Annotated in this window: 23 protein-coding genes; 17 read left to right on the top strand and 6 right to left on the bottom strand. The window is 72.8% G+C overall.

Features of this window, described 5'->3' with window-relative positions:
- The first annotated feature begins 114 nt into the window (after nucleotides 1-114).
- From ABZ128_RS12315 to ABZ128_RS12350, 8 genes are all read left to right on the top strand, one after another.
- Nucleotides 115-1,092 carry a DUF4344 domain-containing metallopeptidase gene (locus ABZ128_RS12315; protein WP_356847885.1) on the top strand — a complete coding sequence of 326 codons (978 nt, stop codon included), beginning with the start codon at nucleotides 115-117 and terminating at the stop codon, nucleotides 1,090-1,092.
- Between the two features lie 278 nt (nucleotides 1,093-1,370).
- Nucleotides 1,371-1,805, top strand: coding sequence for an ester cyclase (locus tag ABZ128_RS12320; RefSeq protein WP_356847887.1), 435 nt, complete (start codon nucleotides 1,371-1,373; stop codon nucleotides 1,803-1,805).
- 326 nt (nucleotides 1,806-2,131) lie between these two features.
- Nucleotides 2,132-2,872 (top strand): two-component system response regulator CseB, encoded by a 741-nt coding sequence (gene cseB / locus ABZ128_RS12325; RefSeq protein ID WP_356847888.1) that lies wholly within the window; start codon nucleotides 2,132-2,134, stop codon nucleotides 2,870-2,872.
- A 5-nt stretch (nucleotides 2,873-2,877) separates the two neighbouring features.
- Nucleotides 2,878-4,170 (top strand): HAMP domain-containing sensor histidine kinase, encoded by a 1,293-nt coding sequence (locus ABZ128_RS12330; protein ID WP_356847889.1) that lies wholly within the window; start codon nucleotides 2,878-2,880, stop codon nucleotides 4,168-4,170.
- 165 nt (nucleotides 4,171-4,335) lie between these two features.
- Nucleotides 4,336-5,088: an ABC transporter ATP-binding protein gene (locus tag ABZ128_RS12335; protein ID WP_356848063.1), complete on the top strand. Its 753-nt coding sequence runs from the start codon at nucleotides 4,336-4,338 to the stop codon at nucleotides 5,086-5,088.
- A gap of 70 nt (nucleotides 5,089-5,158) precedes the next feature.
- Entirely contained in the window at nucleotides 5,159-7,723 is a 2,565-nt protein-coding gene (locus ABZ128_RS12340) for an FtsX-like permease family protein (RefSeq protein WP_356847891.1), read from the top strand.
- Between the two features lie 133 nt (nucleotides 7,724-7,856).
- Complete coding sequence (locus tag ABZ128_RS12345; protein WP_356847892.1) at nucleotides 7,857-8,492, top strand: hypothetical protein; 636 nt, start codon at nucleotides 7,857-7,859, stop codon at nucleotides 8,490-8,492.
- Nucleotides 8,493-8,618: 126 nt separating this feature from the next.
- On the top strand, nucleotides 8,619-9,284 hold the full coding sequence (locus ABZ128_RS12350; protein ID WP_356847893.1) for a class I SAM-dependent methyltransferase: 666 nt from the start codon (nucleotides 8,619-8,621) through the stop codon (nucleotides 9,282-9,284).
- 45 nt (nucleotides 9,285-9,329) lie between these two features.
- Here the strand turns inward: ABZ128_RS12350 and ABZ128_RS12355 are convergent, their stop codons facing one another.
- On the bottom strand, nucleotides 9,330-10,580 hold the full coding sequence (locus tag ABZ128_RS12355; RefSeq protein ID WP_356847894.1) for a M20 family metallopeptidase: 1,251 nt from the start codon (nucleotides 10,578-10,580) through the stop codon (nucleotides 9,330-9,332).
- Between the two features lie 123 nt (nucleotides 10,581-10,703).
- Nucleotides 10,704-11,798: a glutamate--cysteine ligase gene (locus ABZ128_RS12360; RefSeq protein WP_356847896.1), complete on the bottom strand. Its 1,095-nt coding sequence runs from the start codon at nucleotides 11,796-11,798 to the stop codon at nucleotides 10,704-10,706.
- A 299-nt stretch (nucleotides 11,799-12,097) separates the two neighbouring features.
- Here ABZ128_RS12360 and ABZ128_RS12365 point away from each other — a divergent pair, with 299 nt between their 5' ends.
- Both ABZ128_RS12365 and ABZ128_RS12370 read left to right on the top strand, forming a co-directional pair.
- Nucleotides 12,098-13,879: an N-acetylglutaminylglutamine amidotransferase gene (locus tag ABZ128_RS12365; protein WP_356847897.1), complete on the top strand. Its 1,782-nt coding sequence runs from the start codon at nucleotides 12,098-12,100 to the stop codon at nucleotides 13,877-13,879.
- Between the two features lie 81 nt (nucleotides 13,880-13,960).
- Nucleotides 13,961-16,294, top strand: a complete 2,334-nt coding sequence (locus ABZ128_RS12370) for a prolyl oligopeptidase family serine peptidase (protein ID WP_356847898.1) — start codon at nucleotides 13,961-13,963, stop codon at nucleotides 16,292-16,294.
- A 38-nt stretch (nucleotides 16,295-16,332) separates the two neighbouring features.
- Here ABZ128_RS12370 and ABZ128_RS12375 read toward each other — a convergent pair whose 3' ends face one another.
- On the bottom strand, nucleotides 16,333-17,112 hold the full coding sequence (locus ABZ128_RS12375) for a DUF4190 domain-containing protein (protein WP_356847900.1): 780 nt from the start codon (nucleotides 17,110-17,112) through the stop codon (nucleotides 16,333-16,335).
- A 209-nt stretch (nucleotides 17,113-17,321) separates the two neighbouring features.
- On the opposite strand from ABZ128_RS12375, the gene ABZ128_RS12380 reads away from it, so the two are divergent.
- Nucleotides 17,322-18,104 carry a polysaccharide deacetylase family protein gene (locus ABZ128_RS12380; RefSeq protein WP_356847902.1) on the top strand — a complete coding sequence of 261 codons (783 nt, stop codon included), beginning with the start codon at nucleotides 17,322-17,324 and terminating at the stop codon, nucleotides 18,102-18,104.
- 28 nt (nucleotides 18,105-18,132) lie between these two features.
- Here ABZ128_RS12380 and ABZ128_RS12385 read toward each other — a convergent pair whose 3' ends face one another.
- On the bottom strand, nucleotides 18,133-18,756 hold the full coding sequence (locus tag ABZ128_RS12385) for a TetR/AcrR family transcriptional regulator C-terminal ligand-binding domain-containing protein (protein WP_356847903.1): 624 nt from the start codon (nucleotides 18,754-18,756) through the stop codon (nucleotides 18,133-18,135).
- Nucleotides 18,757-18,854: 98 nt separating this feature from the next.
- Between ABZ128_RS12385 and ABZ128_RS12390 the strand changes: the two genes are divergently transcribed.
- Nucleotides 18,855-19,889, top strand: a complete 1,035-nt coding sequence (locus tag ABZ128_RS12390; RefSeq protein WP_356847905.1) for an aldo/keto reductase — start codon at nucleotides 18,855-18,857, stop codon at nucleotides 19,887-19,889.
- A gap of 95 nt (nucleotides 19,890-19,984) precedes the next feature.
- Here the strand turns inward: ABZ128_RS12390 and ABZ128_RS12395 are convergent, their stop codons facing one another.
- Complete coding sequence (locus ABZ128_RS12395; protein WP_356847906.1) at nucleotides 19,985-20,458, bottom strand: HXXEE domain-containing protein; 474 nt, start codon at nucleotides 20,456-20,458, stop codon at nucleotides 19,985-19,987.
- A 68-nt stretch (nucleotides 20,459-20,526) separates the two neighbouring features.
- On the opposite strand from ABZ128_RS12395, the gene ABZ128_RS12400 reads away from it, so the two are divergent.
- Both ABZ128_RS12400 and ABZ128_RS12405 read left to right on the top strand, forming a co-directional pair.
- A complete protein-coding gene (locus tag ABZ128_RS12400) occupies nucleotides 20,527-21,093 on the top strand; it encodes a TetR/AcrR family transcriptional regulator (RefSeq protein ID WP_356847907.1) in 567 nt (188 codons plus the stop codon).
- A gap of 123 nt (nucleotides 21,094-21,216) precedes the next feature.
- Nucleotides 21,217-21,627: a VOC family protein gene (locus tag ABZ128_RS12405; RefSeq protein WP_356847909.1), complete on the top strand. Its 411-nt coding sequence runs from the start codon at nucleotides 21,217-21,219 to the stop codon at nucleotides 21,625-21,627.
- Here the strand turns inward: ABZ128_RS12405 and ABZ128_RS12410 are convergent.
- Nucleotides 21,560-22,297 (bottom strand): DUF4386 domain-containing protein, encoded by a 738-nt coding sequence (locus ABZ128_RS12410; protein WP_356847911.1) that lies wholly within the window; start codon nucleotides 22,295-22,297, stop codon nucleotides 21,560-21,562. The two genes, ABZ128_RS12405 and ABZ128_RS12410, sit on opposite strands and share 68 nt — an antisense overlap.
- Before the next feature lie 70 nt (nucleotides 22,298-22,367).
- On the opposite strand from ABZ128_RS12410, the gene ABZ128_RS12415 reads away from it, so the two are divergent.
- The 3 genes from ABZ128_RS12415 to ABZ128_RS12425 all read left to right on the top strand — a co-directional run bounded on the left by ABZ128_RS12415 (nucleotide 22,368) and on the right by ABZ128_RS12425 (nucleotide 24,515).
- Nucleotides 22,368-23,063, top strand: a complete 696-nt coding sequence (locus ABZ128_RS12415) for a TetR/AcrR family transcriptional regulator C-terminal domain-containing protein (protein WP_356847912.1) — start codon at nucleotides 22,368-22,370, stop codon at nucleotides 23,061-23,063.
- A 55-nt stretch (nucleotides 23,064-23,118) separates the two neighbouring features.
- Nucleotides 23,119-23,736 carry a TetR family transcriptional regulator gene (locus ABZ128_RS12420; RefSeq protein WP_356847914.1) on the top strand — a complete coding sequence of 206 codons (618 nt, stop codon included), beginning with the start codon at nucleotides 23,119-23,121 and terminating at the stop codon, nucleotides 23,734-23,736.
- Nucleotides 23,737-24,089: 353 nt separating this feature from the next.
- Nucleotides 24,090-24,515 (top strand): DUF6069 family protein, encoded by a 426-nt coding sequence (locus ABZ128_RS12425; protein ID WP_356847915.1) that lies wholly within the window; start codon nucleotides 24,090-24,092, stop codon nucleotides 24,513-24,515.
- The last annotated feature ends 102 nt before the right edge of the window (nucleotides 24,516-24,617 follow it).

Consider the following 24,617-nt stretch of genomic DNA (forward strand, 5'->3'; position numbering starts at 1 on the left):
ATCGAAGACAGGAGGCAAAGGCTCCTGTCGCTCATAATCCGCGTGTCAGGGGGCGCGCCCGCCCTCCCGGGACCGTGACGGCGCGGCCGCCCGCCCGGATGCCTGGACGAAGGAATGGAGCTGACCAGGGTGCAGAGCAGTCGTAGGCCCTCGGCCCTGGTGCGGACTGCTCTCGCGGGGGCGGTGCTCGTGGCCTGTTTCGCGGTCACCTCCTGCGGCGGCGACGCCGAAGCCGACAAGGCCGACGCGCAAGGCAGGGTCACGGTCGTCTACGAGGACGGTGCGATCCCGGCGAAGGACCGGCACGCCGTGGCGGTGGTCCGGGAATCCCGCGTGCTCGAACAGTCCGCCGACTGGGTGAACACCTCGGTCGCCCTCCCGCACGACCTGGTCGTGAAGGTCACCGAAAAGGTTCCACCGGGGGTCACGGATGCGGTGACCCAGCCCGACGGCAGGACCATCTTCGTGCCTCCGTCGTTCCTGACCCGGATCGAAGGCGTCCTCAGGGACGTGGTCAAGACGGTCAAGCGTCCGGCCCTGTTCCCCGCGGACAAGTTCAATGTCGATGACCTGACCGCGCTGTCGACCCAGTTCATCTTCGGCCACGAGATGGGACACGCCCTGCAGCGTCAGCTCCTGCTGGCGAACATCGGGCTGGAGGAGGACGCCGCCGACGGGTTCGCCTCCTTCTACACCGTCAACGAGGTGGGCCCGGACCCGTCCCTGGCGGCGGCGATCCTCTTCGACGAGCTCGCCCGCAAGGAGGGCAAGCTGACACTGGAGGGGCTCTCAAGCGATCACCCCGTCACCCAGCAGCGGGTCTTCACCTTCCTCTGCCAGCTGGAGGGAAGCGACCCGAAGAGGTATTCCGGGCCCCTGGTCGACGCGGGCTACCTGCCGAAGACCCGCGCCCCGCTGTGCCCGCAGGCATGGGCGATGCTCGACTACGGCTGGTGGACCCAGCTCAGGGGGCATTTCAGCGCGGCGTTCAAGGAGCAGGGGAACAAGGACCAGGAGAACGCGCGCGGCCGGCTGATCGCGCAGACGAAGGCTTTCGCCGAGCAGCTCGACGAGCTCCGCCGCCGGCAATGAGCGTGCAGAGCCACGGCCGTGCCGGCCTCCGCCCAAAGCAGCGGCAGCTGCCGGCCGGGCGGATGACCGGCCTGGGCATCGGCGTGGCACACGACGGGCCGGCTCCGACCGTCGGGTTCCTGTCCGCCGCGCTGGAGACGGCCCACCCGGCCGGCAGGCGTTCCCCGGGGTGAACGCGGCGGGCGACCGGTGCGTCGAGGCACCGGGAGAAGGGACACGGGACGACCATGACAGGGCGCGTCCCGTGCGCAGCGCCGTCCAGCCGGAAGGAAAGAGCCGTGTCCGCCGAGGAGAACAAGGCACTGGTCCGCCGCTTCTACCAGGAGATCGACGCGGGCAACCTGGACGCCATGGACGAACTGGTCGCCGAGGACTACAAGGACCACTCGCCGCCGCCCTTCCCGGGGCTCGGCGCACCCGGCAGGGAGGGGCTCAAACAAGCCTTCCGGTTGTTCTGGGAAAGTACGCCCGGAACCCATGACATCGAGGACCAGATCGCGGAGGGCGACAAGGTCGTGACCCGCCTCACCGCTCGCGGCGTCTTCGAGAAGGACCTCCCGGGAGTCCCCGCCACCGGCAAGCCGATCACCATGACGGGCACGGTCATCCACCGGATCGAGAACGGAAAGCTCGCCGAAAAGTGGTCCGACAAGGATCTGTTCGGATTCCTCCAACAGATCGGCGTCATCCCCCCGCCGGACGGGCCAGCCTGACCGCCGCGCTGCGCTCCTCGCCGGGGCGCGGTTTGTATCGGGCGGGTATCGGGAGGCGCTCGGCCGCCCATCGAACGGTGCCCCGGCCCGCCGGCGTCGAGAGACCGCCGGACCGTCCGGACCGGTGGCTGACCCGGCCGCACCCCGGCCTGACCTGCGCATCCTCGGGCGGGGGAGGCCCCGGAGACTGCGGTGCGGGTTGTCGTCCGGCGCCGTCACCGCCCCCGGGGCCTGCCGTATCGTTCCTCTCAGGTCGCCGCTGAGCGGAGCGCACACGGGACCGGTGCCTCACCCGCCAGCCAGTTCCGAACAGGAGTCGTCCGCCCGTGTCCTCGCACGCCCCGGCCCCGCCCTCTCCGCGGCCCGTCCGCGTACTGCTGGTCGAGGACGACGAGCTGATGCGCCGGTCCTTCACCATTGCCCTGGAGCGCTACGGCTACGAGGTGAAGGCTGCCGCCGACGGGCTCACCGGGCTTGAGCTCTTCCGTGACGAGGGCTTCGACCTGCTGATCCTGGACGTGATGCTGCCCGGTCTGGACGGGATCGGCCTGTGCCGTCGGGTCCGGGAGACCAGCCTGGTGCCGGTCTTGATGATGTCCGCGCGCGGCGACGGGCTCGATGTCGTCGCCGGTCTGGAGGCCGGGGCCGACGACTACGTCGTCAAACCCGTGGACACCTACGTACTCGTGGCACGTATCCGCTCGCTGCTGCGGCGGGCGACCTACGCGTCCACCCCCGGGCCGGAGCGGGCCGCCGACGAGAGCCCGCCGCCGTCCGAGGGCGAACGGCTGGTCTTCGGGGACCTGAGCATCGACACCGGCGGCCTGGAGGTGTTCGTATCCGGCAGCCCCGTGGCACTGACGCCGACCGAACTGAAACTGCTCCTTGAGTTCGCCGCCCACCCCGGCGTCGTGCTGGAGCGGCACACCCTGCTGCGCAACGTCTGGGAGTACGGCTGGGACGGCGACAGCCGCGTCGTGGACCTGTGCGTGCAGCGGCTGCGCAGGAAGCTGGGGCGGGACCGGATCGAGACGGTCCGCGGCTTCGGCTACAAGCTCAGGCGCTGACGCCGGTGCGCCCGTTCCTCCGGCTGCGGCCGGGCCGCACGTCCCTGCGCTGGAAGATCGCCGCGCTGGCCGCGGCCACGGCCTGCCTGGTCGCGGCGGCGGTGGGCGTCATCGTCCACCTGTGGACCGCGCACGACATCCGCCAGCGGGCAGAGGCCCGTGCCTTCAACACCGTGTACGCGGCCATGGACACCTACCGGCGCACCGGAACGCTCGCGGACGGCGCCGAGCTCGACCCGGCCGAGCTGCCCGCCGTACTGCGCCACCCGGCCGACGGCGCCCGCCACACGGCCTACGACGGGCGCGTCGACGGCAACGTCGGGCCGAGCGTCTGGGCCGCCCAGCGGGTCGGCGGCCCGGACAGCCCGGTGCTGGCCGTCCAGGTCAACATGAGCTCCGACCTCTACGGGCTGCGCCGCCTGGACATGAGCATGGTGGTGGCCTCGCTGGTCGCGCTCGCGGCGGCCGCGCCGCCGGCGGCCTACGGAGCGGGGCTGCTCGCCCGCAGGCTGCGGCGGGTCTCGGAGACCGCGGGCCGGATCTCCGCCGGGGACCTCGACGCCCGGACCGGGCCGACCAAGGGCCGGGACGAGGTGGCCGACATCGCCGCCACCGTCGATCTCATGGCCGACAGTCTCGGCCGACGCCTGCGTACCGAGCGGCGCTTCACCGCGGACGTGGCCCACGAGCTGCGCACGCCCGTGGGTGGTCTGCTGGCCGCGGCCGACCTGCTGCCGCCCGGTGAGACGGAGGACCTGCTCCGCACCCGGGTACGCGATCTGCGCGGCCTGGTCGAGGACCTCCTTGAGATCTCCCGCCTCGACGCCGGTGCCGAGCAGCCGGTCCGCGCGCGGGTGCCGCTCACCGCCGTCGTCGCCGAAGCCGTGGCGCGCACCGGCCTCGACACCGAGGTCACCGTTGCGGAGGCGGACGGGGCCGCCGGGAGCGCGCAGACCACGGACACCGTGGAGACCACGGACACCGTGGAGACCGACCCGCGCCGCCTGGAGCGGATCGTCGGCAACCTCGTCGGCAACGCCCACCGCCACGGGGCCACTCCGGTGCAGGTCACCGTCGGGGGCCGGACGGTCGTCGTACGCGACCACGGCCCCGGCTTCCCGGCGGACCTGCTGCTCCACGGCCCGCGCCGCTTCCACACGGGTGCCGCGGAGCGCGGCTCCGGCCACGGCCTCGGACTGACCATCGCCCTGGGACAGGCCCGGCTCCTCGGCGCGGAGCTGCGCCTGGACAACGCCCCGGACGGCGGAGCCGTGGCCACGCTCCGCCTGCCGGCCTGAAGGGCCGCTCCTGCGCGGGCGGCCCGACCGCCTACAGAACTGCTACGAAGCGGCGCGCACGCCGATACACGGCGGCCCCGGCCCCGACACGTTTCCCCGACACCCTTCGACGTGCACGTTTCCGCACTCGAAGAGGAGTCCCCAGTGACCGCCGACCCCCTTGCGCTGCATCCGACGACCGGAATCGCGGCCGCCACCACCGACCTGTCGAAGGTGTACGGCAGCGGCGACACCCGCGTCACCGCCCTGGACCGGGTCAGCATCGCCTTCCGGGAGGGCGAGTTCACCGCGATCATGGGCCCGTCGGGCTGCGGCAAGTCCACGCTGATGCACTGCGCCGCCGGGCTCGACTCGCCCAGCTCCGGCTCCGTACGCATCGGCACCACCGAGCTCAGCAGGCTCAACGACCGGCAGCTCACCCAGCTGCGCCGTGACCGGGTCGGGTTCGTCTTCCAGGCGTTCAACCTGCTGCCGACGCTGACCGCGCTGGAGAACATCACGCTGCCGCTGTCCATCGCCGGACGCCGCCCCGACCGGCAGTGGCTGGACCGCGTGATCTCCATGGTCGGCCTCTCCGAGCGCCTCGGCCACCGGCCCGGACAGCTGTCCGGCGGCCAGCAGCAGCGCGTCGCGGTCGCCCGCGCCCTGGCCTCCCGGCCCGCGATCATCTTCGGCGACGAGCCCACCGGCAACCTCGACTCCCGCGCCGGCTCCGAGGTCCTCGGCTTCCTGCGCGACTCCGTACGCGAGCTGGGTCAGACCGTGGTCATGGTCACCCACGACCCCGTCGCCGCCGGTTTCGCCGACCGCGTGGTCTTCCTCTCCGACGGCCGCCTGGTCGACGAGATGGCACGCCCCACCCCGGACCGGGTCCTCGACGTGATGAAGGCCTTCGCCGCCCGACCGCGAACCAGCTGACCCGTCCTCGCCCCAGGACCGAACCCGTCACCCGCTCGCATCCGTCGAGCCACGTCCCCGGAAGCCCTCCATGCTGAGAACAGCCCTGCGCAACCTCCTGGCGCACAAGGCCCGTCAGATCATGACCGTCCTCGCGGTCTGCCTGGGCGTCGCATTCGTCTGCGGCACCCTCGTCTTCGCCGACTCCACCGCCGCGGCCCACCGCGCCGCCGCGTCGAAGAACTACGCCGACATCGCGGTCACCGTCACCGCGACGGGCTCCCCGTCCGGGGGCCCCGCGGACCAGCAGGGCAGCGTGCTCGACGACGCGCTCGTACGGAAGCTGGCCGGCGTACCCGGTGTTGCCGCCGTACGGCCGTCGGCCGACGGCTCGGCCACCCTGAACGCGGCGGACGGCACCCCGCTGCGGGCCGACAAGGCGTGGTCGAACCTGGCCGCCGCGTACGTACCCGGCGCGGACGGCAAGGACAGCCGCCATCCGCTGGCCGAGGGCCGCGCCCCGGCGCACGGCGGTGAACTCGCCGTGGACAGTGGCACCGCCGCCGCCGGCCGCTTCCGCATCGGCGACACGGTCACGCTGGCCACCGACGGCCCGGTCATGACCAAGCGACTCGTCGGCATCGTCACCACCGAGGACACCCGGGTCACGTCCGGCGGCACCCTCGCCCTGTTCGACAAGGCGACCGCCCAGCAGCTGTTCGCGGCCCCGGGCCACTACACCGGCATCGACCTGTCCGCCGCGCCCGGCGCCGCCCCGTCCGAGCTCGCCCGCCGCGTCACCGACGTGCTCCCGGCCGGCCGGGCCGAGGCCACCACCGGCGCCGCCCTGGCGGGGCAGCAGGCCATCCTCGTCGACACCCTGACCCGCGGCTACGAGAAGGTGCCGATGGTCTTCGCCGGGGTCTCCCTGTTCATCGGCTCCTTCCTCATCGTCAACACCTTCACCATGCTGGTGGCGCGGCGCACCCGCGAGATCGCGCTGCTGCGGGCGATCGGCGCCTCGCGCCGCCAGGTGTCCCGCTCCGTCCTCCTGGAGGCCCTCCTGGTCGGCCTCGTGGCCTCCGCGGCCGGCTTCCTGCTCGGCCTCGGCATCGCCTCCGTACTGCCCGACGTCTTGAGCACCGAAGGGGACGTGCTGCCCCGAGGCCCCCTGGTGATCGGCCCGCGTTCGGTCGCGGCGGCGCTCGGCGTCGGCGTGGGCGTCACCGTGCTCGCCGCCTGGCTGCCGTCCCGCAAGGCTGCGAAGGTCGCGCCCGTCGAGGCCATGCGCACGGCCGGACAAGCGCCCTCCGCCCCCCGGGACCGGTTCCGCGGCGTGGCGGGCCTCGCGCTCCTGGTGCTCGGCGCCGGCCGGCTGATGTCGCTGAGCGGAGCCAAGGACGCCTCGGAGGAGAACCTGCAGAACGCGATGCTCGGCTGCGCCCTCCTCGTCGCGGCCCTGATCGTGCTGGCGCCGCTGCTCGCCGTCCCGGTGATCCGGCTGACCGGACGGCTGACCGGCCGCTTCGGGACCACCGGCCGTCTCGCACGGGAGAACGCGCTGCGCGACCCGCGGCGCACCGCGGCCACCGCCGCCACCCTGCTGATCAGCACCGCGCTGGTCACCGGGCTCGCCGTCATCGGGAACTCCACAGGGCAGGCCCTCGACCGCCAGGCCGCCGCCGGCCTCGGCGCCGACTTCGTGATCAGCACCCGCAGCACCATGGCCGGTATCGACCCCGCCGCCGTACGGCGGGTGGCCGACACCCCCGGGGTGCGGACCGCGAGCGCCGTCACCGACTCCACACTGTTCATCGGCGGCAGCGTCCGGCAGATCTCCGGAGTCGCCCCCGAGACGGTGAACGCCGTCATGAAGCTCGACTTCACCAGCGGATCCGCCGAGGAGCTCGGCCCGGGCCGCATCGCCGTCGCCGCTACCGTCGCCCGGGCAAACGGCCTCACCACCGGCAGCGAGGTCAAGGCCCGCATCGGCCGGAACCAGGACTCCACCACCTACACCGTCGTGGGCGTCTACAAGGACAACCCCACCGCCCACGACGTACTCGGCGCCCGTACCGAAGTGCAGCGGGACGGCTTCGTACCCGACTCGGTCCAGCGCATACTCGTCCGCACCGACGGCGGCGCCGCCTCGAAGACCATCGAGGACCGACTGCGCACCGCCGTGGGCAACAACCCGCTGCTGAAGGTGCACAACCGGGAGCAGCTCGTCCACGAGGCCGCCGGCTCCATGGGCGACCTGCTGAACGTGGTGTACGGGATGCTCGCCATCGGCGTCGTGATCGCCGCTCTCGGCATCGCCAACACCCTGGCCATGTCGGTCTCCGAACGCACCCGCGAGATCGGCGCCCTGCGCGCCCTCGGCATGGACCGCTCCGGCATCCGCCGGATGATCCGCCTGGAGGCGGTGACCGTCGCCGCCTTCGGCACCCTGCTGGGCCTGGCCGGCGGACTGTTCAGCGCCTGGGCGGTCGGCTCGCTGGCCAACGGCGCGATGGAGCAGTACTCCCTTGCACTGCCCTGGGGGACGCTGCTCCTCGTGTGCCTGGTGTCCCTCGCGATCGGCGCTCTCGCCGCCGCCGTCCCGGCCCGCCGCGCAGCCGCCCTGAGCCCCCTGGAAGCCGTGGCGCAGGCGTGACCCTCCGCCTGTCGCGACGCCCCCTGCCCGGGCCCCACCGTCGACCGCGGGAGCGAACGACGGCGAGGCCCCGGAGGGACGCGGCGAGCGTCAGGTGGTGCATACGCCGGTGCGGCGGGGGTAGCCCCGGGGAGTGGAACGTGAGCGGCTGACCTTCGACGGGTGGATCGCAGCCGTCGGAACGGAGTCGGGTACGCGCGTGGTCGTGGGTCACTGGCCGTGCTCGCCGCTCGGGCCGTTCAGTGACGTCATGCTGGAGCGCGTCGACGGACAGCGCATCCTGCTCGCGCCCAGCGCCCGTATCGCGGAATGCGTCGCGGACATCTACCACTTCGACGAGGTCCGGACGGTGCCCGTCGGCGTGCACAGGTGCGACCGCGTCTGGGACGTTGCGGCCGGCCCGTTGGTCCTGCGGTTCCGTACCGGCGGACGGGGAGCCCTCGGCCTCGCGCTGCGGGCCGTCCCGCCGGCGCTCGCCCGGCGGCCGGCCTGGGCGGCGCTGGCCGCCGGGCCCGCGCGCCTGCTGCCCGGCGTACGGACCCGCGGCAGCTCGCGCCGCGGATACCGCCAGTGGTACGCGGCACGCGACCTCCGGCCGATCACGGACGCCGCTGCGTCCTTCGGCGGGGTCGACCTCGGTCCGCTCGCTCCGGTGGTGCCGCCCGTGCGGTTCGGATTCGGGTCGGCCCCCGCGACGCCGGCACTGGTGAGGGTGGTCTCCACCGTCGAGCGCACCCGTGCAGGGCCGTCCGGGGATACGGCGGCCTGACGCCGTTCGGCGCGTCAGCGGGGCCGCAGGATGCGGCGGAGCACGGCTTCGGCCTCGGCACGGGCAGGGGGACGGGAAGAGGCCGCGGCGATCGCGGCCCGGGCGGTGGGAAGGAGGCGTCCCGGCATGTCGGAATCCGAGCACGGGCCGGCCGGCTCCCAGCGTGAGCACTGGCAGCGGACGTACGGCGAACACCCCGGCATGTACGGCCGGGAGCCGTCCGAGCCGGCCCTCCACGCCGCCGCGGTCTTCCGGGCCGCCGGTGCCCGTCAGGTGCTCGAACTGGGGGCCGGCCACGGCCGCGACGCGCTGTACTTCGCCCGCGAGGGCTTCACCGTACTGGCCGCCGACTTCAGTGCGGTGGGCCTGGAGCAGTTGCGCGGGGCCGCCCTCGCGCAGGGCGTGGCCGAGCGGGTCACCACGGTGGTCCACGACGTCCGCGAGCCGCTGCCGCTCGCCGGTGCTTCGGTCGACGCCGTATTCGCGCACATGCTGCTGTGCATGGCCCTGTCCACCGAGGAGATCCACGCGTTGGTGAAGGACGTCAAACGGGTGCTGAGGCCGGGCGGCACGCTCGTCTACACCGTTCGCCACACCGAGGACGCGCACTACCGGGCGGGCACCGGGCACGGAGACGACATCTGGGAGCACGGCGGCTTCGCCGTCCACTTCTTCTCCGCCGACCTGGTCGACTCGCTCGCGGAGGGATGGCACCTCCAAGAGGTCCACGCATGCGAAGAAGGCGCCCTCCCGCGCAGACTGTGGCGCATCACCCAGACCGTGTCCCCTTGAGCGGCCCGGACCGGCGGCCAACAGGCCGTCCGGGGCCGCGCCCGGTCAGCGGGGCCGGTCGGGGGCGGGGTCTTCGGCGAGCAGGGCCGCGGCCGCGTGGAGGGCCGACCCGGTGGCCAGTGCCTCCTCGTCGAAGACGACCCGGTTCGAGTGGAGGTCGGCGACTTCCTCGGGCGGGACCCCGGGCGGGCGGGCGCCGAGGAAGGCCATCACGCCCGGCACCTGCTGCAGGACGTACGAGAAGTCCTCGGCCCCCATGAACGGTTGGGGCAGCCGGTGGACCCGCCCGGATCCGAGGAGCGCGGCCGCGGCGGCGTGGAGGGCCGCCGTACGGGCCCCGTCGTTGACGACGGGCGGATAGCCCTCGGTCAGCGTCACCTCGGCGCGGGCTCCGTGCGCGGCGGCGACGTGCTCCGCCACCCGGGTGATGCCCTCGCGCACCCGTTGCCGGGTGGCGGGGGAGAGGGTGCGGAAGGTGCCGTGGATCTCCGCCGTTTCGGGGATGACGTTTCCCGTGGTGCCGGCGTGGAGGGAGGCGACGGTGACCACGGCCGGATCGAAGACGTCGACCGTTCGGGTGACCATGGTCTGCAGTGCCTGGACGATCTCGCACGCGACGGGGACCGGGTCCAGGGCACGGTGCGGGGCGGAGGCGTGCCCGCCGCGGCCGTGGACGACGACGTGCAGCCGGTCGGAGGCGGCGAAGGTCGGGCCGGGCCGCAGGTGGACCGTGCCGCTGTCGAAGCGGGTCGTCAGGTGCAGGGCGAACGCGGACTCCACCTCGCCGCCGTCGGCGGTCTTCAGTACGCCTTCGTCGATCATGTGCCGGGCTCCGCCGCCGGATTCCTCCGCGGGCTGGAACATGAAGACGACGCGCCCGGCCAGCTGCGAGCGCCGGGCCGACAGGAGCCGGGCGGCGGTGACCAGCATGGCGGTGTGCATGTCGTGTCCGCAGGCGTGCATGGCCCCGGGCACCTCGGAGGCGAAGTCCAGGCCGGTCGCCTCGTCCAGGGGCAGGGCGTCCATGTCGGCGCGCAACAGCACCGTGGGGCCGGGACGGGCACCTTCGAGGGTGGCGGTGACGGAACTGAGGCGTGAGCCGGTGGCCAGATCCAGATCCAGCCCGTCCAGAGCCTCCAGGACGGTGCGCTGGGTGCGGGGCAGGTGCATGCCCAGTTCGGGGAAGCGGTGGATGCTCCGGCGCAGTGCCACCGTGTCGGGCAGGAGGGCGTGCGCCTCGGCGAGCAGCCCCGGGAGCGCGTCGCCGGACGCGGTGGCCGGGCCCGCCGCACTCACCGGGCCACCTCCACAGCAGGTCCGCGGGGGACGGTCAGGTCCGCCCGCACAGGCCGCTCCGGGACTCCGGCCAGCAGGACGACACGCACGGGTTCTCCTCCGGTGGTACGGCGCACCGCTCCTTCAGGGCGCGGTGCTCTGGGTGGTGATCAGCTCGATCAGAGCGGGCAGGCCGCCCTCTGCCATCGCCCGGCGCTGCCGGTCGGCCGGCGCGCCGTCCCGCAGGAGCCGGTGGACGAGGGCGGTCACCTCGCGGGAGTCGCCGGCTTCGTCCAGGGCCGGCCGTAGGTGCCGCATGAGCAGGCCCACGGCGTCACGGGCGCTGTGGCGCCCCCCTTCGCAGCCCACCAGCGGGCCGCTCAGCCCGTACCGGGCGGCCTGCCAGGTCGCCGCCTGCAGCAGTTCCTGCGGGCAATCCGGCAGCGGCGCCCCCGACTTCGCGTCCTGGACGGCGGTGGCGACGAGCGCCCGTACGAGGCCGGCGAACATCACCGCGTCGTCGGCCCGCAGCTGGACGTCCGTGCACCTGATCTCGACGGTCGGGTACTTCTCCGAAAGCCTGGCCTGCCAGTACAGCTGGCCCGCGTCCGAGATGACACCCGAGTCCACGAGCCGGGCCACCCGCCGGTCGTAGTCACCGACACCGGCGAAGACCGGCGGGGGACCGCTGACCGCCCACCGCCCGTAGACGAGGGTGCGCCAGCTGGCGAAACCGGTGTCACGTCCCTCCCACAGCGGCGAGTTCACGGACATCGCCAGCAGGGCCGGGAGCCAGACGCGGATCCGGTTGAGCACCTCGACGCCCATCTCCCGGTCCTGGACACCCGCGTGGACGTGCATGCCGTTGATCAGCTGCTCGTCCACCAGCCGGCGGGCCTGGCAGCGCATCTCCAGGTAGCGCGCCTTGGGCGTGACGGGCACCGGCTCGGCGGGCTTGACCGGTGCGGTCCCCGTCAGCGCCGCCCGGCAGCCGATCCGCTCGGCGGCGGAACCGATGGCGTGCCGCAGGCGCAGCAGGTGACCGCCGACCTCGTCGAGCTCGGTGCACACCGGAGTGGCGATCTCGACCTGCGCCTGGAGGAGCTCGGCCTGGACCTCGTCCTCCTCGCTGACCGGATCCAGCCCGGCGGCCGCGCGCACCGCGTCCGCCCGGGGCACCGGCAGCCCGGTTTCCGGATCCAGCAGCAGATATTCTTCCTCGACCCCGACAGTGATCACCTGGACGAGTATTCCAGCCGATGTCCGATGAGGGAATTTTGCCCGTTCCTCAGGGTGGCGTGGCCTCGGCCCCCCGTCCGTCCGTGCACCGAGAGTCAGAGATCGAACACAGAGGCTTAAGGGACGCGTGTGCGGGCAGTGGCCCAGCATGTCGATCGCCTGTCCGGCCCAGGTCGTACGGTCTGGGCCGGCAGAGCACGGGAGTGAATGCACATGCTGGAGGAGGCGTCCGAGGCCTGCGTGAGACAGGCGCCCGCAGGGCGGCGGTCCCGAGGTGCGAAGCGACCTGGAGGTGCCGCATGTGTGGCCTGAGCGGGGAAATACGTTTCGACGGCGGACGGCCGGACCTTGCCGCGGTCGAGCGCATGACCGACGAAATGGAACAGCGAGGCCCCGACGGCAGAGGGCTCTGGTCCCAGGGAGCCGTGGCGCTCGGTCACCGGCGACTGAAGATCATCGACCTGTCGGAGGACGGCGCACAGCCCATGACCGACGCACAACTGGGCGTCACGGCCGTCTTCAACGGTTGTATCTACAACTACCGTGAGCTGCGCGGCCGCCTCCAGGGGCTGGGGCACCGCTTCTACTCCGATTCCGACACCGAGGTCCTCCTCAGGGCCTACGGGCAGTGGGGCCGCGAGTGCGTCGAGCACCTCGTGGGAATGTTCGCCTTCGCCCTGGTGGAGCACCGCACGGGCCGCGTGGTGCTGGGCCGTGACCGGCTCGGCATCAAGCCCCTGTACCTCAGCCAGGACGGCGAGCGCCTCCGCTTCGCCTCGTCCCTGCCCGCCCTCCTGGCGGGCGGCGGTGTCGACACATCTCTCGACGCGGTGGCGCTCCACCAGTACCTGAGCTGGCACGGCACCGTGGCGGCGCCCCGGACCGTGCTGTCCGGCGTACGCAAACTGCCCCAGGCGACCGTCCGCGTCATCGAGCGGGACGGCACGCACCACGACCACTGCTACTGGCAGCCGTCGTACACCCGGCGCGCCGAGTTCGGCCACGATCCGGCGCTCTGGCAGGAAGCCGTACACGACGCCCTGCGCACGGCCGTGCGGCGCCGCACCGTCGCCGACGTGCCGGTGGGCGTACTGCTGTCCGGCGGACTGGACTCCAGCCTCATCGTCGCGCTGCTCGCCGAAGAGGGGCGGAGCGACCTGGCCACTTTCGCGATGGGCTTCGAGTCGGAGAGCGGCGAGGAAGGGGACGAGTTCCCCTACTCGGACCTGGTCGCCCGGCACTACTCCACGGAGCACCACCAGTTCCTGATCCCCTCCGACCGGCTCCCCGCCGCGCTGGAATCGGCGATCGGCGCCATGAGCGAGCCGATGGTCAGCCACGACGCCGTGGCGTTCCACCTCCTGGCCGAACAGGTCGCCAAGGACGTCAAGGTCGTCCTGTGCGGGCAGGGCGCGGACGAGGTGTTCGCCGGATACCACTGGTACCCGGGGATCGCCGCGGCCGGGCGCGCCGATGCGCCGGACGCCTACGCGGAGGCCTACTTCGACCGTCCGCACGAGGACGTGACCGCCCTGCTGCACGAGGACGCGGCCCCCGACCACGACGCCTCGCGCGAGTTCGTACGCGCGGACATGGCGGCCCCGGGCGCGGAGAGCACGCTCGACGCCACCCTGCGCCTGGACGTCCACAAGCTGATGACCGACGACCCGGTCAAACGCGTGGACAACATGACGATGGCCTGGGGCCTGGAGGCTCGGGTGCCCTTCCTGGACCAGGAGCTCGTCGAACTGGCCGCCGCCTGCCCTCCCGGGCTCAAGCTGGCCCAGGGCGGCAAGGGAGTGCTCAAGGACATCGGCCGGCAGATCCTGCCCCGGAAGGTCGTCGACCGCCCCAAGGGGTACTTCCCGGTGCCGGCGGTGCGGCACATGGCCGAACCCGTGCTGAACCGGGTACGGGAGGCCCTGACCGCTCCGGAGGCGCGCCGGCGCGGCCTCTTCGACCAGGACCGCGTGGCCGAGATGCTCGCCGACCCCGCGGGGCACAGGACGAAGCGCGGAGCCAGCACCCTGTGGCAGGTGGCCTCGCTGGAGATCTGGCTGCAGACCCACGGCATCACCTGACACCGCAGCCGGCGCCGCTCCCTGACGCCGAACGCCGACACTGAACGGTGAGAGTCCCCGGAAGCCCTCGAAGAGGCCCACATGCCCCTGGATCGCTCCGAACGCCGGCACCGTTTTCGGCCCGACGGCGCGGCGGCGCCCGGTCTGACCGTACGCCCCGACCGGGCCCGCCCCGCCGCTCCGCCGGGCCGATACGCGCCCCCGCCCGCCCCCGCGTCCCCGCCGGACCGGGACGCGGACCCCGGCCAGGACCCGGGCCGGGCCCCCGCGCCCGTCCCCGTCCACCTGGCCGACACCGGTGCGGTGGACCCGCCCTCGGTGCTCGCGGTCCACGGCTGCTGGTACCCCTCGGCCGACCCCACCGGCGAGCACGTGGCGTACATCTGCGACCGGGCCGGTGTGCCGCAGCTGTGGAGCGGCCCCGCCGACGGCGGCGAGGCGCACATCCTCGACGCCGACCCCGACCCGGTGACCGAGGTGTCCTGGTCGCCGGACGGCCGGTGGATCGCCTACACCGCGGCGCCCGGAGGCGGCGAGCACACCCGGGTCCTGGTGGTGCGCCCGGACGGGACCGGCCGCCGGGTCCTCGCCGGAGCCGAACCGGGGGCCTCCGCCCACCTGGGCTGCTGGACCCGCGACGGAGCGTCGCTGGCCGTCACCGTCGCCCAGCCGTCCGGGGTCGCTGGAGCACACAGCGGCGCGGGGCACCTTCCCCAGGACGCCGACCCGGCCGTCCCCGTCAGCCCTTCCGGGGAGGCGTGGACGGAACGCGACGGCCATGCGACCCTGCTCGATCCGCCGGTCCGCGCCGTGGGCCCCCGCGAGGGCCTGGCCCGCGGGGCGCGCCTGCCGACCCTGGCACCGGCCGGCCCCGGCGCGCCCGGACCCGCCCCCGACCACGCCGCTGCCCACGTCCACGCCGCAGCGACGATGAGCGGGGGCCTGGCCGCCTACCTCATCGACCCGGACGGCACCCGGGCGCCCGTCGTGCTCTTCAGCGAAGCGGGCGCCGCCTCGCTGCGCGTGTGCGACATCGGCGCCGAAGGCCGGTTCGCGCTGCTGCGCCGCGGACCGCGCGGACGCCGTGAGGCACTCCTGCTGGACACGGCCTCGGCCGGCCGCATCACCTTCAGGCTCCCGGTCGCCGACGGCGACCCGTGGATCGGCCGGCTCTCCGCCGACTCACGGGTCCTGTGGCTGCGCAGCGACGCCGACCGCGAGTTCGCCGCCCTCCTCAGGGCCCGGCTGGACCAGCACGGAGCCCTCCAGGAACTGTTCGTCGCCGCGGAACGGGAGGAAACCCCGCTCGACCTGCTGAGCCTCCCCGACCACGGCCGGTGGGCCCTGCTGGCCTGGAACGTCCACGGCGCGAGCGAACTGGAGACCGTGGGCCTGCCCGCCACGCACGCGGACGAGCCGGTCGGCCCACACCACCGGTCGGAGCTCCCGCACGAGGTGGTGACCCGTATGGCACCGGTCGGGCGGGGCGGGCTGTTCGCCGCGCTCTCCGGTTCCCGGCGCCGGCCCGGCATCTGGGACCTGACCGGAGGCTTCGCCCCGGTGCGCACCGGCTGGTCGGCGAGTGACGAGAACGCGAGGCCGCCCGGCAGGCCCCCGGCCACCCCCGTTCCGCTGCGGTGCCGCGCCCGGGACGGGCTCATGCTCGGCGGCTGGTACTACCGGGCGCCGGAACGCGACCCGGTCCGGCCGGGGCCGTGCGTGATCCACCTGCACGGCGGCCCCGAGGAGCAGGAACGCCCGGTGTTCAGCCCGCTCTACCACGAACTGCTGGGCCGGGGCATGGACGTGTTCGCCCCCGACGTCCGCGGCTCGTCGGGCTGGGGACGGTCCTTCGTCGACGCCGACCTCGGCACCGGCAGGTTCGCGGCGATCAACGACGTGGCGGACTGCGCCGCGCACGTGGTCTCCCTCGGGTACGCCGACCCGCTGCGGCTGGCCGTGATGGGCCGCTCGTACGGCGGCTACCTCACCATGGCCTCGCTGGTCTGGCACCCGGACCTCTTCCGCACGGGCGTCGCGGTCTGCGGAATGTCCGACCTGGCCACCTTCTTCACCGGCACCGAGCCGTGGATCGCCCAGTCCGCCGCGGCCAAGTACGGCCACCCCGAGCGCGACCGCGACCTGCTGCGCGCCCTGTCCCCGATGAGCCGCATCGACCAGCTGCGCGCCCCCGTGATGGCGGTTCACGGAGAGCACGACACCAATGTGCCCCCGACGGAGTCGGAGCAGTTCGTCCGGGCCGCGCGTGAGCGCGGGGTACCGGCCGAACTGCTGACCCTGCGCAACGAGGGCCACGAGTTCCTGCGGGCGGACAACCGCCGCCTCTACCGGCGGGCCGCCGCCGACTGGATGGAACAACACCTCGGCAGCGGCACGGCCGTGCCCGCGCAGTGACGGCCGGCCCGGACGGCGGGCCGACCGTCGCCGGCGCCTCAGGAAGTGGCGTGGACCGATCCGGTGCTCTTGCCGCTCGTGCTGCCGAGGAAGCAGGTGACCTCGCGGTCGCCGCGGATCCACGTGGTGGACTGAGGGAAGTAGTAGTACACCTCCATCGTCTTCGGGAGCTTCGCGTCATCGCCCACGTAGTCGGTGAGCGCCGAGCCGCCGCACTTCTCCTCGGCGATCGAGATGACCTTGTCCTTGCCGGGGTACGACCCGTCCTCCAGGTCGAAGACGTGGTACGCCTCTCCCTCGTGCGCTTCGGTGCACGGCACGATGCGCACCGTGAAGCCGGCCTGGCCGCCGTCCTCGTCGTCGTACTTCTCCAGGTCGCCGCCCGTGTTGAAGCAGTCGCCCTTGCGGATGTCCTCCACGGCGCTGGAGCCCGGGGTGGTGACCTGGCCACTGGTGTCGCGCTGCGGCGACGGGCCGTCGTCCAGTGCTCCGGAGAGGCCGAGGATCAGCAGGCCTCCGTAGAACAGGATCGTCGCGGCGTGGATGGCGATGCCCGCGATGGCGAAGCCCTTGCCCTTCTCGCCGCGGCTGCGGATCTGGGAGAGGGCGATGATGCCGAGGATCAGGGGGACCAGCGGTATGGCGCACAGGATCGACATGACGAACGAGACCACGGCGAGCGCGTTGGTCTTCTGCGGCGCCGGCGGCGCGTACCAGCCCTGAGGACTGCCGTAGGGACCGGGCTGCCCCGGTCCTCCGTACGGGCCCGGCTGCGGGTACGGCTCGGGGGAGGACGGTGGCTGCGGGGGTATGGACATACGGGTGGCGCTCCTTGCACAGACGGTGAGAGGCAACCTACAGCCAGCCGCCGACCACGCAGGGTCGGGGGTCTGCCGGGCAGACGGGACGGCCGCGGCGGCCTTGCGCACCGCATGTGCCGCGCACCACAGAAGGGACCCGCACGCGTGACCTACCCTGGCTCGGACACGCGAGATCCGGGGGCCGAGCGCAAAGGGAGAGCGCGTCCATGGGCATCACCACCAGTTCCGCACGCCGTCGGCGGGCGGGCTCCGCCGTGGCGGCGGCCGTCCTCGGCCTCCTGGCGGCAACCGGCACCCCGGCCCTCGCCGCCGCGGACGGCTCGACGGCCCGGTCCTCGGCCGCCCGCCCCGCAGGGCCCGCCCACGGCCCGACCCCGGTTCCCGTGGGGATATCCCGCCTGGCCCAGGGCTCCGGCCACGACATCGCCATCACCATCGACGACGGTCCGGACCCGCGCTGGACACCGCAGGTCCTACAGGTGCTGCGGCAGAATCACGTGAAGGCCACCTTCTGCATGATCGGAACCCGCGCGCAGAAGTACCCGGACCTGGTGCGCGCGGTCGCCGCCGACGGGCACCAGCTGTGCGACCACTCCGTCGACCACGACGTGACGATGGACCACAAGCCCGTCGCCTACCAGCGGAAGCAGATCCTGGACGCCAAGGCCATGATCGAGAAGGCCGTGCCGGGCGTCGCCGTCACCTACTACCGCGCACCGGGCGGCGCGTTCACCCCCGACAGCCGCGCCATAGCCGCCGCGAACGGGATGCGGCCGCTGGGCTGGAGCGTGGACCCCAAGGACTGGAGCCGGCCGGGGCTTGCGGCGATCGTCGCCGCCCTGGAGGGCAAGCTGCCCCAGCAGCCGACCGTCCTGTTCCACGACGGGGGCGGCGACCGCAGCGAGACGGTCGCGGCGCTCAAGAAGTACCTGCCCTGGCTCACCAAGCGGGGCTACACGTTCACCTTCCCGGCGCGTACCGCCCCGTAGGCGCTCCCGGTACGGGGCAGCCGTACCGCTACGGCTCCCGTACGTACGCCCCCGCGCGTGCGGCCGTCGCCGCGGCCGTGGCGGCGCGGTCGGCGGCGGCCTCGTCGAGGGGGAGGGCGGTGGTCAGGAGGCGGTGGTAGAGCGGGGCGGAGGCCGCACGGATCACCTCGTGCGGGTCCGTGCCCTCGGGCACCTCCCCGCGGGCGGCGGCCTGTTCCACGCACGGCGCCCATTCCTCGACCCGGACGGTGTAGAAGCCGTGCAGGGCCTGCGCCGCCTTCGGGTCGCAGGTGGCGGCCGCGATCACCGCCTTGAACAGGGCTCCCTGCCGCGGATCGGCCAGCGTCCGCTGCACCAGACGCGCGTTGGCCCTCAGATCCCCGAGCAGTGAGCCCGTCTCCGTGCGCGGCACGGACTGCTCGGCCATGTCCAGCAGCAGGTCGGTCACGAGCCCGGTGGCCGTGCCCCAGCGGCGGTACACGGTCGTCTTCCCGACCTCTGCGCGGCGCGCGACGTCGGCGAGGTCCAGGTGGGCGAATCCCTGCTCGGCCAGGACGTCCGCGGCGGCGCGCAGAACGGCCGCTCGCACCCGCGCCGTACGCCCTCCGGGCCGGACGGTCCCCGGGTCGGACTCGACTTCCGCGAACTCCATAACGGGACTCCAGTTCCATTAGCTCTCGCAGCTTGCTACGCTGCGAGCATCTTAACGGAACCACAGCCCCATTAGTGGGTGGTGAGGGGGGATTCGTCATGGAGTACAGGCGACTGGGTGCATCCGGCCTTCAGGTTCCGGCGCTCAGCTTCGGCGCCGGGACCTTCGGCGGACAGGGGCCGCTCTTCGGCGCCTGGGGCCGTACGGGTGTCGTGGAGGCGCGCCGCCTCGTGGACATCTGCATCGACGCCGGGATCACCCTGTTCGACACGGCCGACGTCTACTCGGGCGGCGCCTCGGAGGAGGTCCTCGGGGCCGCCCTGAAGGGACGCCGGGACCAGGTGCTCATCTCCACCAAGGCCGGCCTGCCCACGGGCGACGGCCCCGGCGACGCGGGCACCTCGCGCTCCCGCCTGATCGCCTCCGTCGACAAGGCCCTGCGCCGCCTCGACACCGACCGCATCGACCTCTTCCAGCTCCACGCCTTCGATGCCGGAACCCCGGTGGACGAGGTCCTCTCCACCCTGGACGACCTCGTACGGGCCGGGAAGATCCGCCACCTCGGCATCTCCAACTTCTCCGGCTGGCAGGCGATGAAGTCGCTCGCCGCCGCCGACCGCCACGGCCGCGAGCGCTACGTCGCCCACCAGGTCTACTACTCCCTCATCGGCCGCGACTACGAGTGGGAGCTGATGCCGCTCGGGCTCGACCAGGGGCTGGGTGCGATCGTCTGGAGTCCCCTGGGCTGGGGACGGCTCACCGGCAAGATCCGCCGGGGCCGCCCGCTGCCGGCCGGCAGCAGGCTGCACGACACGGCCGACTACGGTCCGCCGGTCGAGGACGACCACCTCCACCGCGTGGTCGACGCCCTGGACGAGATCGCACAGGAAACGGGGAAGGCCATCCCGCAGATCGCCCTGCGGTGGCTGTTGCAGCGGCCGACCGTGTCCTCCGTCCTCATCGGCGCCCGCAACGAGGAACAACTGCGCCAGAACCTCGGTGCCGTGGGCTGGACGCTCACCCCCGAGCAGATGGCGACGCTCGACGCCGCGAGCGCTCGGACGGCCCCCTACCCGTACTTCCCTTACCACCGCCAGGAGGGCTTCGCCCGGCTCAACCCGCCGGTGGTGTAGGGCAGACGGGTCGCCGCCCGGCTTCCGGCAGGCGTACGCACGGGTGCCGGCGGAGCCGACCGGGCCGGCGCGGCGGGGCCCGCGGATCCACGCGGTCAGGCGGCGCGCCGTGTGGCGAGCCAGGCCACTGCGTGGACCGCAGCCGTCGTCACGGCGGCCAGGCCCAGGCCGTGCAGCACCGACGCGCGCGCATCGCCGTTGGTCAACGGCACGCCCGCCGCCCGCATGCGGCGGGCGGCCCACAGGGCGTACGGAATCACCACCGTCGGCGCCGTCGCCACTCCCGGCGTGTAGCGGCCCAGGGCGGCGGCCGATGCCAGATGGGTGACTCCGTGCAGGCCGAAGCCCGTCACGGCCGTGCGGAAGAACCGGCTGCGGCCACCGGTGCGAGCCCCCGCGGCCGAGGCCGCCACCACGACGCACCCCATGAGCCCGATCGCGATGTTCACCCGACGCTGGGGCACCCGTGAGAAGCGGGCCATCGTCGCGAGCTCCTCGGCGTCGTTCAGCATCCAGGCAGCCAGCAGACCCCAGGTCACGGTGGCGGGGACGGCACTCTCGGCAGGCATCGGTCACACTCTCCCTCACGGACAATGCAACACAACGTTGCGTTGCATTCCCAGCGTACGATGTCGCCATGAGCGACACCAGAGGTCCCCGCGCAGCCGCCGCCATCTTCCACGCCACCCTCGAACTCCTGGCCGAGCACGGGTACGACGGCCTCACCATCGAGGCCGTCGCCCGGGCTGCCGGCGTGAACAAGACGACCATCTACCGCTGGTGGCCCTCCAAGCCGGCCTTGGTGCGCGCCACGGTGTTGCACGCCCGGGCCCTCGACATCTCCGTTCCGGACACCGGGAGCCTGCGCGGTGACCTGGTCGCGCTCGTGGAACAGGTCATCGGGCTGCTCACCGGGCCCTACGCCGAACCGGTCGTACGCGCCCTGGCCGGCGGGTCGGGGCAGCCGGAACTGGCGGAACTCACCCGGGAACTGTTCGCCGAACGCTTCGCCCGCGAGCAGCCCGTCTTCGAACGGGCGCGCGCCCGGGGCGAGCTGCCGGCGACGACGGACCCCAAGCTGCTGGTGGACCTCGTCGTCGGCGCCGTCTGGGTCCGGGTGCTGCTGCGCCGCGAACCGCTGCCGGACCACTTCGCGGCCGAGGTCGTGGACGCGGTGCTCCCCCGGCCCCGCGAGGGGTGGTGAGGACATCGGCATCCACCCCGCCGCTTCCCGGGCGCGGGCCATGGCGGCGACGCGGTGCGCCGGACCCGCAGGAGGCACCGGGTTACGGGACACTGGGCCCGGCATCCCGAAGGAGTCATCCGCATGGCGAACGCGTCCCCGCAGAAGATCACGACCTTCCTCATGTTCGAGGGGAGGGCCGAGGAGGCGATGAACTTCTACACCTCGCTCTTCGACGACGCACGGATCATCGACATCAGCCGCTACGGCGCCGACGGCCCGGGCGAGGAGGGCACCGTGCGGCACGCCACCTTCGAGCTGGCCGGTCAGCAGCTCATGTGCATCGACAGCCACGTCAAGCACGGGTTCGGGTTCACCCCGGCCGTCTCCCTGTTCGTGCAGTGCCAGGACCGGGCCGAGATCGACCGCCTCCACGCGGCCCTGTCGGACGGGGGTTCGGAGCTGATGCCGCTCGGCTCCTACGGCTTCAGTGCCCGATTCGGCTGGGTGAACGACCGCTTCGGTGTGTCCTGGCAGCTGAACCTGCCCGCATAGCCTGCGGGTCGAAGCCCTTGGTGATGAGGCGGACCGCGAGGGACACCTCCCAGGCGAACACCGGGAGGGCGGCGAGCGATCCCGCGGGGGAGACCTGCTCGTACAGCCCGAACATCACGGCGCCCGCCGACGCGCAGATCAGCGGGCCACCGATGAGCCCCAGTACGGCAATGGGCCGCGGTACGAGCCGCGAGCGGTACACCAGCCACGCCAGCACCAGCGTGTTCGCCCCCAGCGCCACGTTCGGCCCGAGCAGGAACGTCCAGTCGTGCACCGCCACCAGGGCCTTGCCCGTCGTGACGAAGGACGCGGTGTCGGCGCCCGCGTAGTTCCTGCGCAGGGTCACCACCGAGAGCACGCCGACGATGCCGACGAGGATGACGGCGGCTTCCAGGAGCCGGCCGCAGACGTGTCCGAGGGCGGCGCCTTCGTTCTGCCGCCGGATGACGGGGTACAGGGTGACGCCGCTGCCGATGACTGCGGTCACGAGGACGAGCTCGCACACCGCGCCCAGCAGGACACGGCTGTCCGCGCCCGGGCCGAGGACGTAGTCGCTCCCGTTCAACCCGCCCAACACCGGCCCGTACAGCGCGAGTCCGCCGATCGCGGCGACTTCCGTCACGAGGAAGAAGACCCCCGCGACCGTTGCGGTTCTCCTGCTCGCATTCATGTGCACCCCCTGTTGTGGTGTACGGCGTACACCTGCGCCTACCGTAGGTGTACGGCGTACACTCGTCAACATGGCGAATCCACAACAGGCGCGCCGCGCTCCTCTGAACCGCGAGCGCGTCCTGCACGCGGCGGTGGCGCTGGCCGACGGCATCGGGATCGAAGCGCTCAGCATGCGCAAACTCGCCCAAGAGCTCGGGGTGGTGCCCATGGCGCTCTACAAGCACGTCGCCAATAAGGACGAACTCCTCGACGCGATGGTGGAGACGGTCGTCGGGGAGATCGAGGCACCGGCCCCCGGCGCCGACTGGAAGAGCGCGGTACGCCGCCGCATCCTCTCCGCGCGCGCCGCCCTCCTGGGCCATCCGTGGGCCGCCGAGGTGATCCGCTCCCGCACCGGCCCGACCCCGGCCGTCCTCGCCTACCTGGACTCGGTGATCGGCATGTTCCGTGCCGGGGGGCTCTCCGTCGATCTCACCCATCACGTGATGCACGCCCTGGGCAGCCGGGTGCTGGGCTTCACCCAGGAGCTGTTCGACGCCCCGCCGGGAGCCGCGCCCGCGGCGGAGCCCTCCCCGGCCGCTCAGACTCCGTACCCCCACGTCATGGAGCTGGCCGCGGCGGTGGCCCACGACGACGGTTCGGTCGTCGGCCCGGGCTGTGATGACCAGTTCGAGTTCGAATTCGCGCTGGACCTCCTCCTGGACGGCTTCGACCGCCTCCACCGGCAGGGCTGGAGCCCGCGCACCAATTTCCCGGTAAGCTGAAACTTCACTGGCGGCTGAGCGCCACGTCCGGAATGCGCGAAGGGGAGCGGCAGGGATGGCGGCGCGAGCAGGCAGGGGGCCGCGCGGGGAACGCGGCGCACAGGCGGACCGCATCCTGGCGGCGGCGCGCAAGTCCTTCGCCGAGCAGGGCTACCTCGGTACCTCCTTGCGGTCGGTGGCTCAGGCTGCCGACGTGGACCCGACCCTGGTGAACTATTACTTCTCCAACAAGGCGGGGCTGCTGAAGGCGGCGCTGGAACCGCCGGCCGCCTTCGGTGAGGGCATCGCCGAGGCCGCCCGGGTGCCGCTGGAGGAGCGCGGGCGGGCCTTCGTGGAGGCGGCGCTGCGCATGTGGGACGATCCGGCCACTTCGGAGGTCCTGCGCTCGATCATCCTCGCCGCGAGTCACGAGCCCTTCGCGATGGAGCAGCTCCGCGTCGTCTTCTCCACGCTCGTCCTCCAGGTCGTCTCGGCCGGTCTTGCCGACGAAGAGGCCAGGCTGCGCGCGGAGCTGGTCGCCACTCAGATCGTGGGACTGGCCATGACGCGTTACATCTGGGCGATCGACGGCCTCGCCCGGATGTCCTCGGAGCAGGTCGTCCGCCTGATCGCGCCCACCGTGCAGCACTACCTCACCGGCGCCCTGGGCGAGGACCCCGCGGCGCACGGCTGACCGTCGCGGCCCCCGCCCTGGCCTGCGGCGTGGCGCCGAGCCTCTCGCTGCCCGCGGCCGCGCCCACCTGCACACGGGCCATACCGCCGCCCGTTTTTCACGGTGTATGGAAATTACCCTTGCCCGCCGAAGGGCGGCGAGCGTACCGTGAGCCTCCTCGTTAATTTCACGACGTGTGGAAATGGGGGCTCGTGGCGCGCTTCACGGCGGCCGGTGCCGAGCCCGGCCTGTGTCAGCCACGGCCGGCTGACACCCCGCCCACCTCACGAAAGCGACGCGACGAAGCCGCATCGCCGCCGCAGCGGGCCGCCACACGTGCGGTGAGACCGTCCCTGCCCTCTTGGAGCGTTCCGATGACCACTACACCCACCCACAGGGCGACCCCGAGCCTGCGCCGTCACGCATACGCGGCCGTCGGCGCCGTCCTCCTCACGGCCCTGCTGTGGACCGCAGCCCGCGGCCTCGGCGTGGAACTCCGCGTCGATCCCGGCAACGGGCTGCCGATCCAGGTCGTGAGCCTGCCCCTCGTCGTCGGCAGCACGCTGGTCGTCTGCCTGCTCGCCGCAGCCGTGCGGAGGCGACTGGACCGGCTGACCGGCCAGGCCCCGACCGTCTGGACCCGCCTGGCCGTCACCGTCCTGCTGCTGTCACTCGCGCCGATGGCGTATGTCCAGGCGTCCGGCGCCACCAAGGCCGCCCTGACGCTGATGCACCTGGCCGTCGCCGCCGTGCTCATCCCGCTCCTGCGCCACGAACAGTGGGCGATGTCGGACCGTTAAGCCGGCGGTCCGCTACGAGCAACCGTGCTGGTCGCGGCCGGCAACGAGTGGCTGTGACCGCACGTTCGCACCGGCTTCTCGTAAACCCTTTGCCGAGCATCC

This window comes from Streptomyces sp. NPDC006326 (assembly GCF_040612915.1).
In the GTDB taxonomy this organism is placed as follows: domain Bacteria; phylum Actinomycetota; class Actinomycetes; order Streptomycetales; family Streptomycetaceae; genus Streptomyces.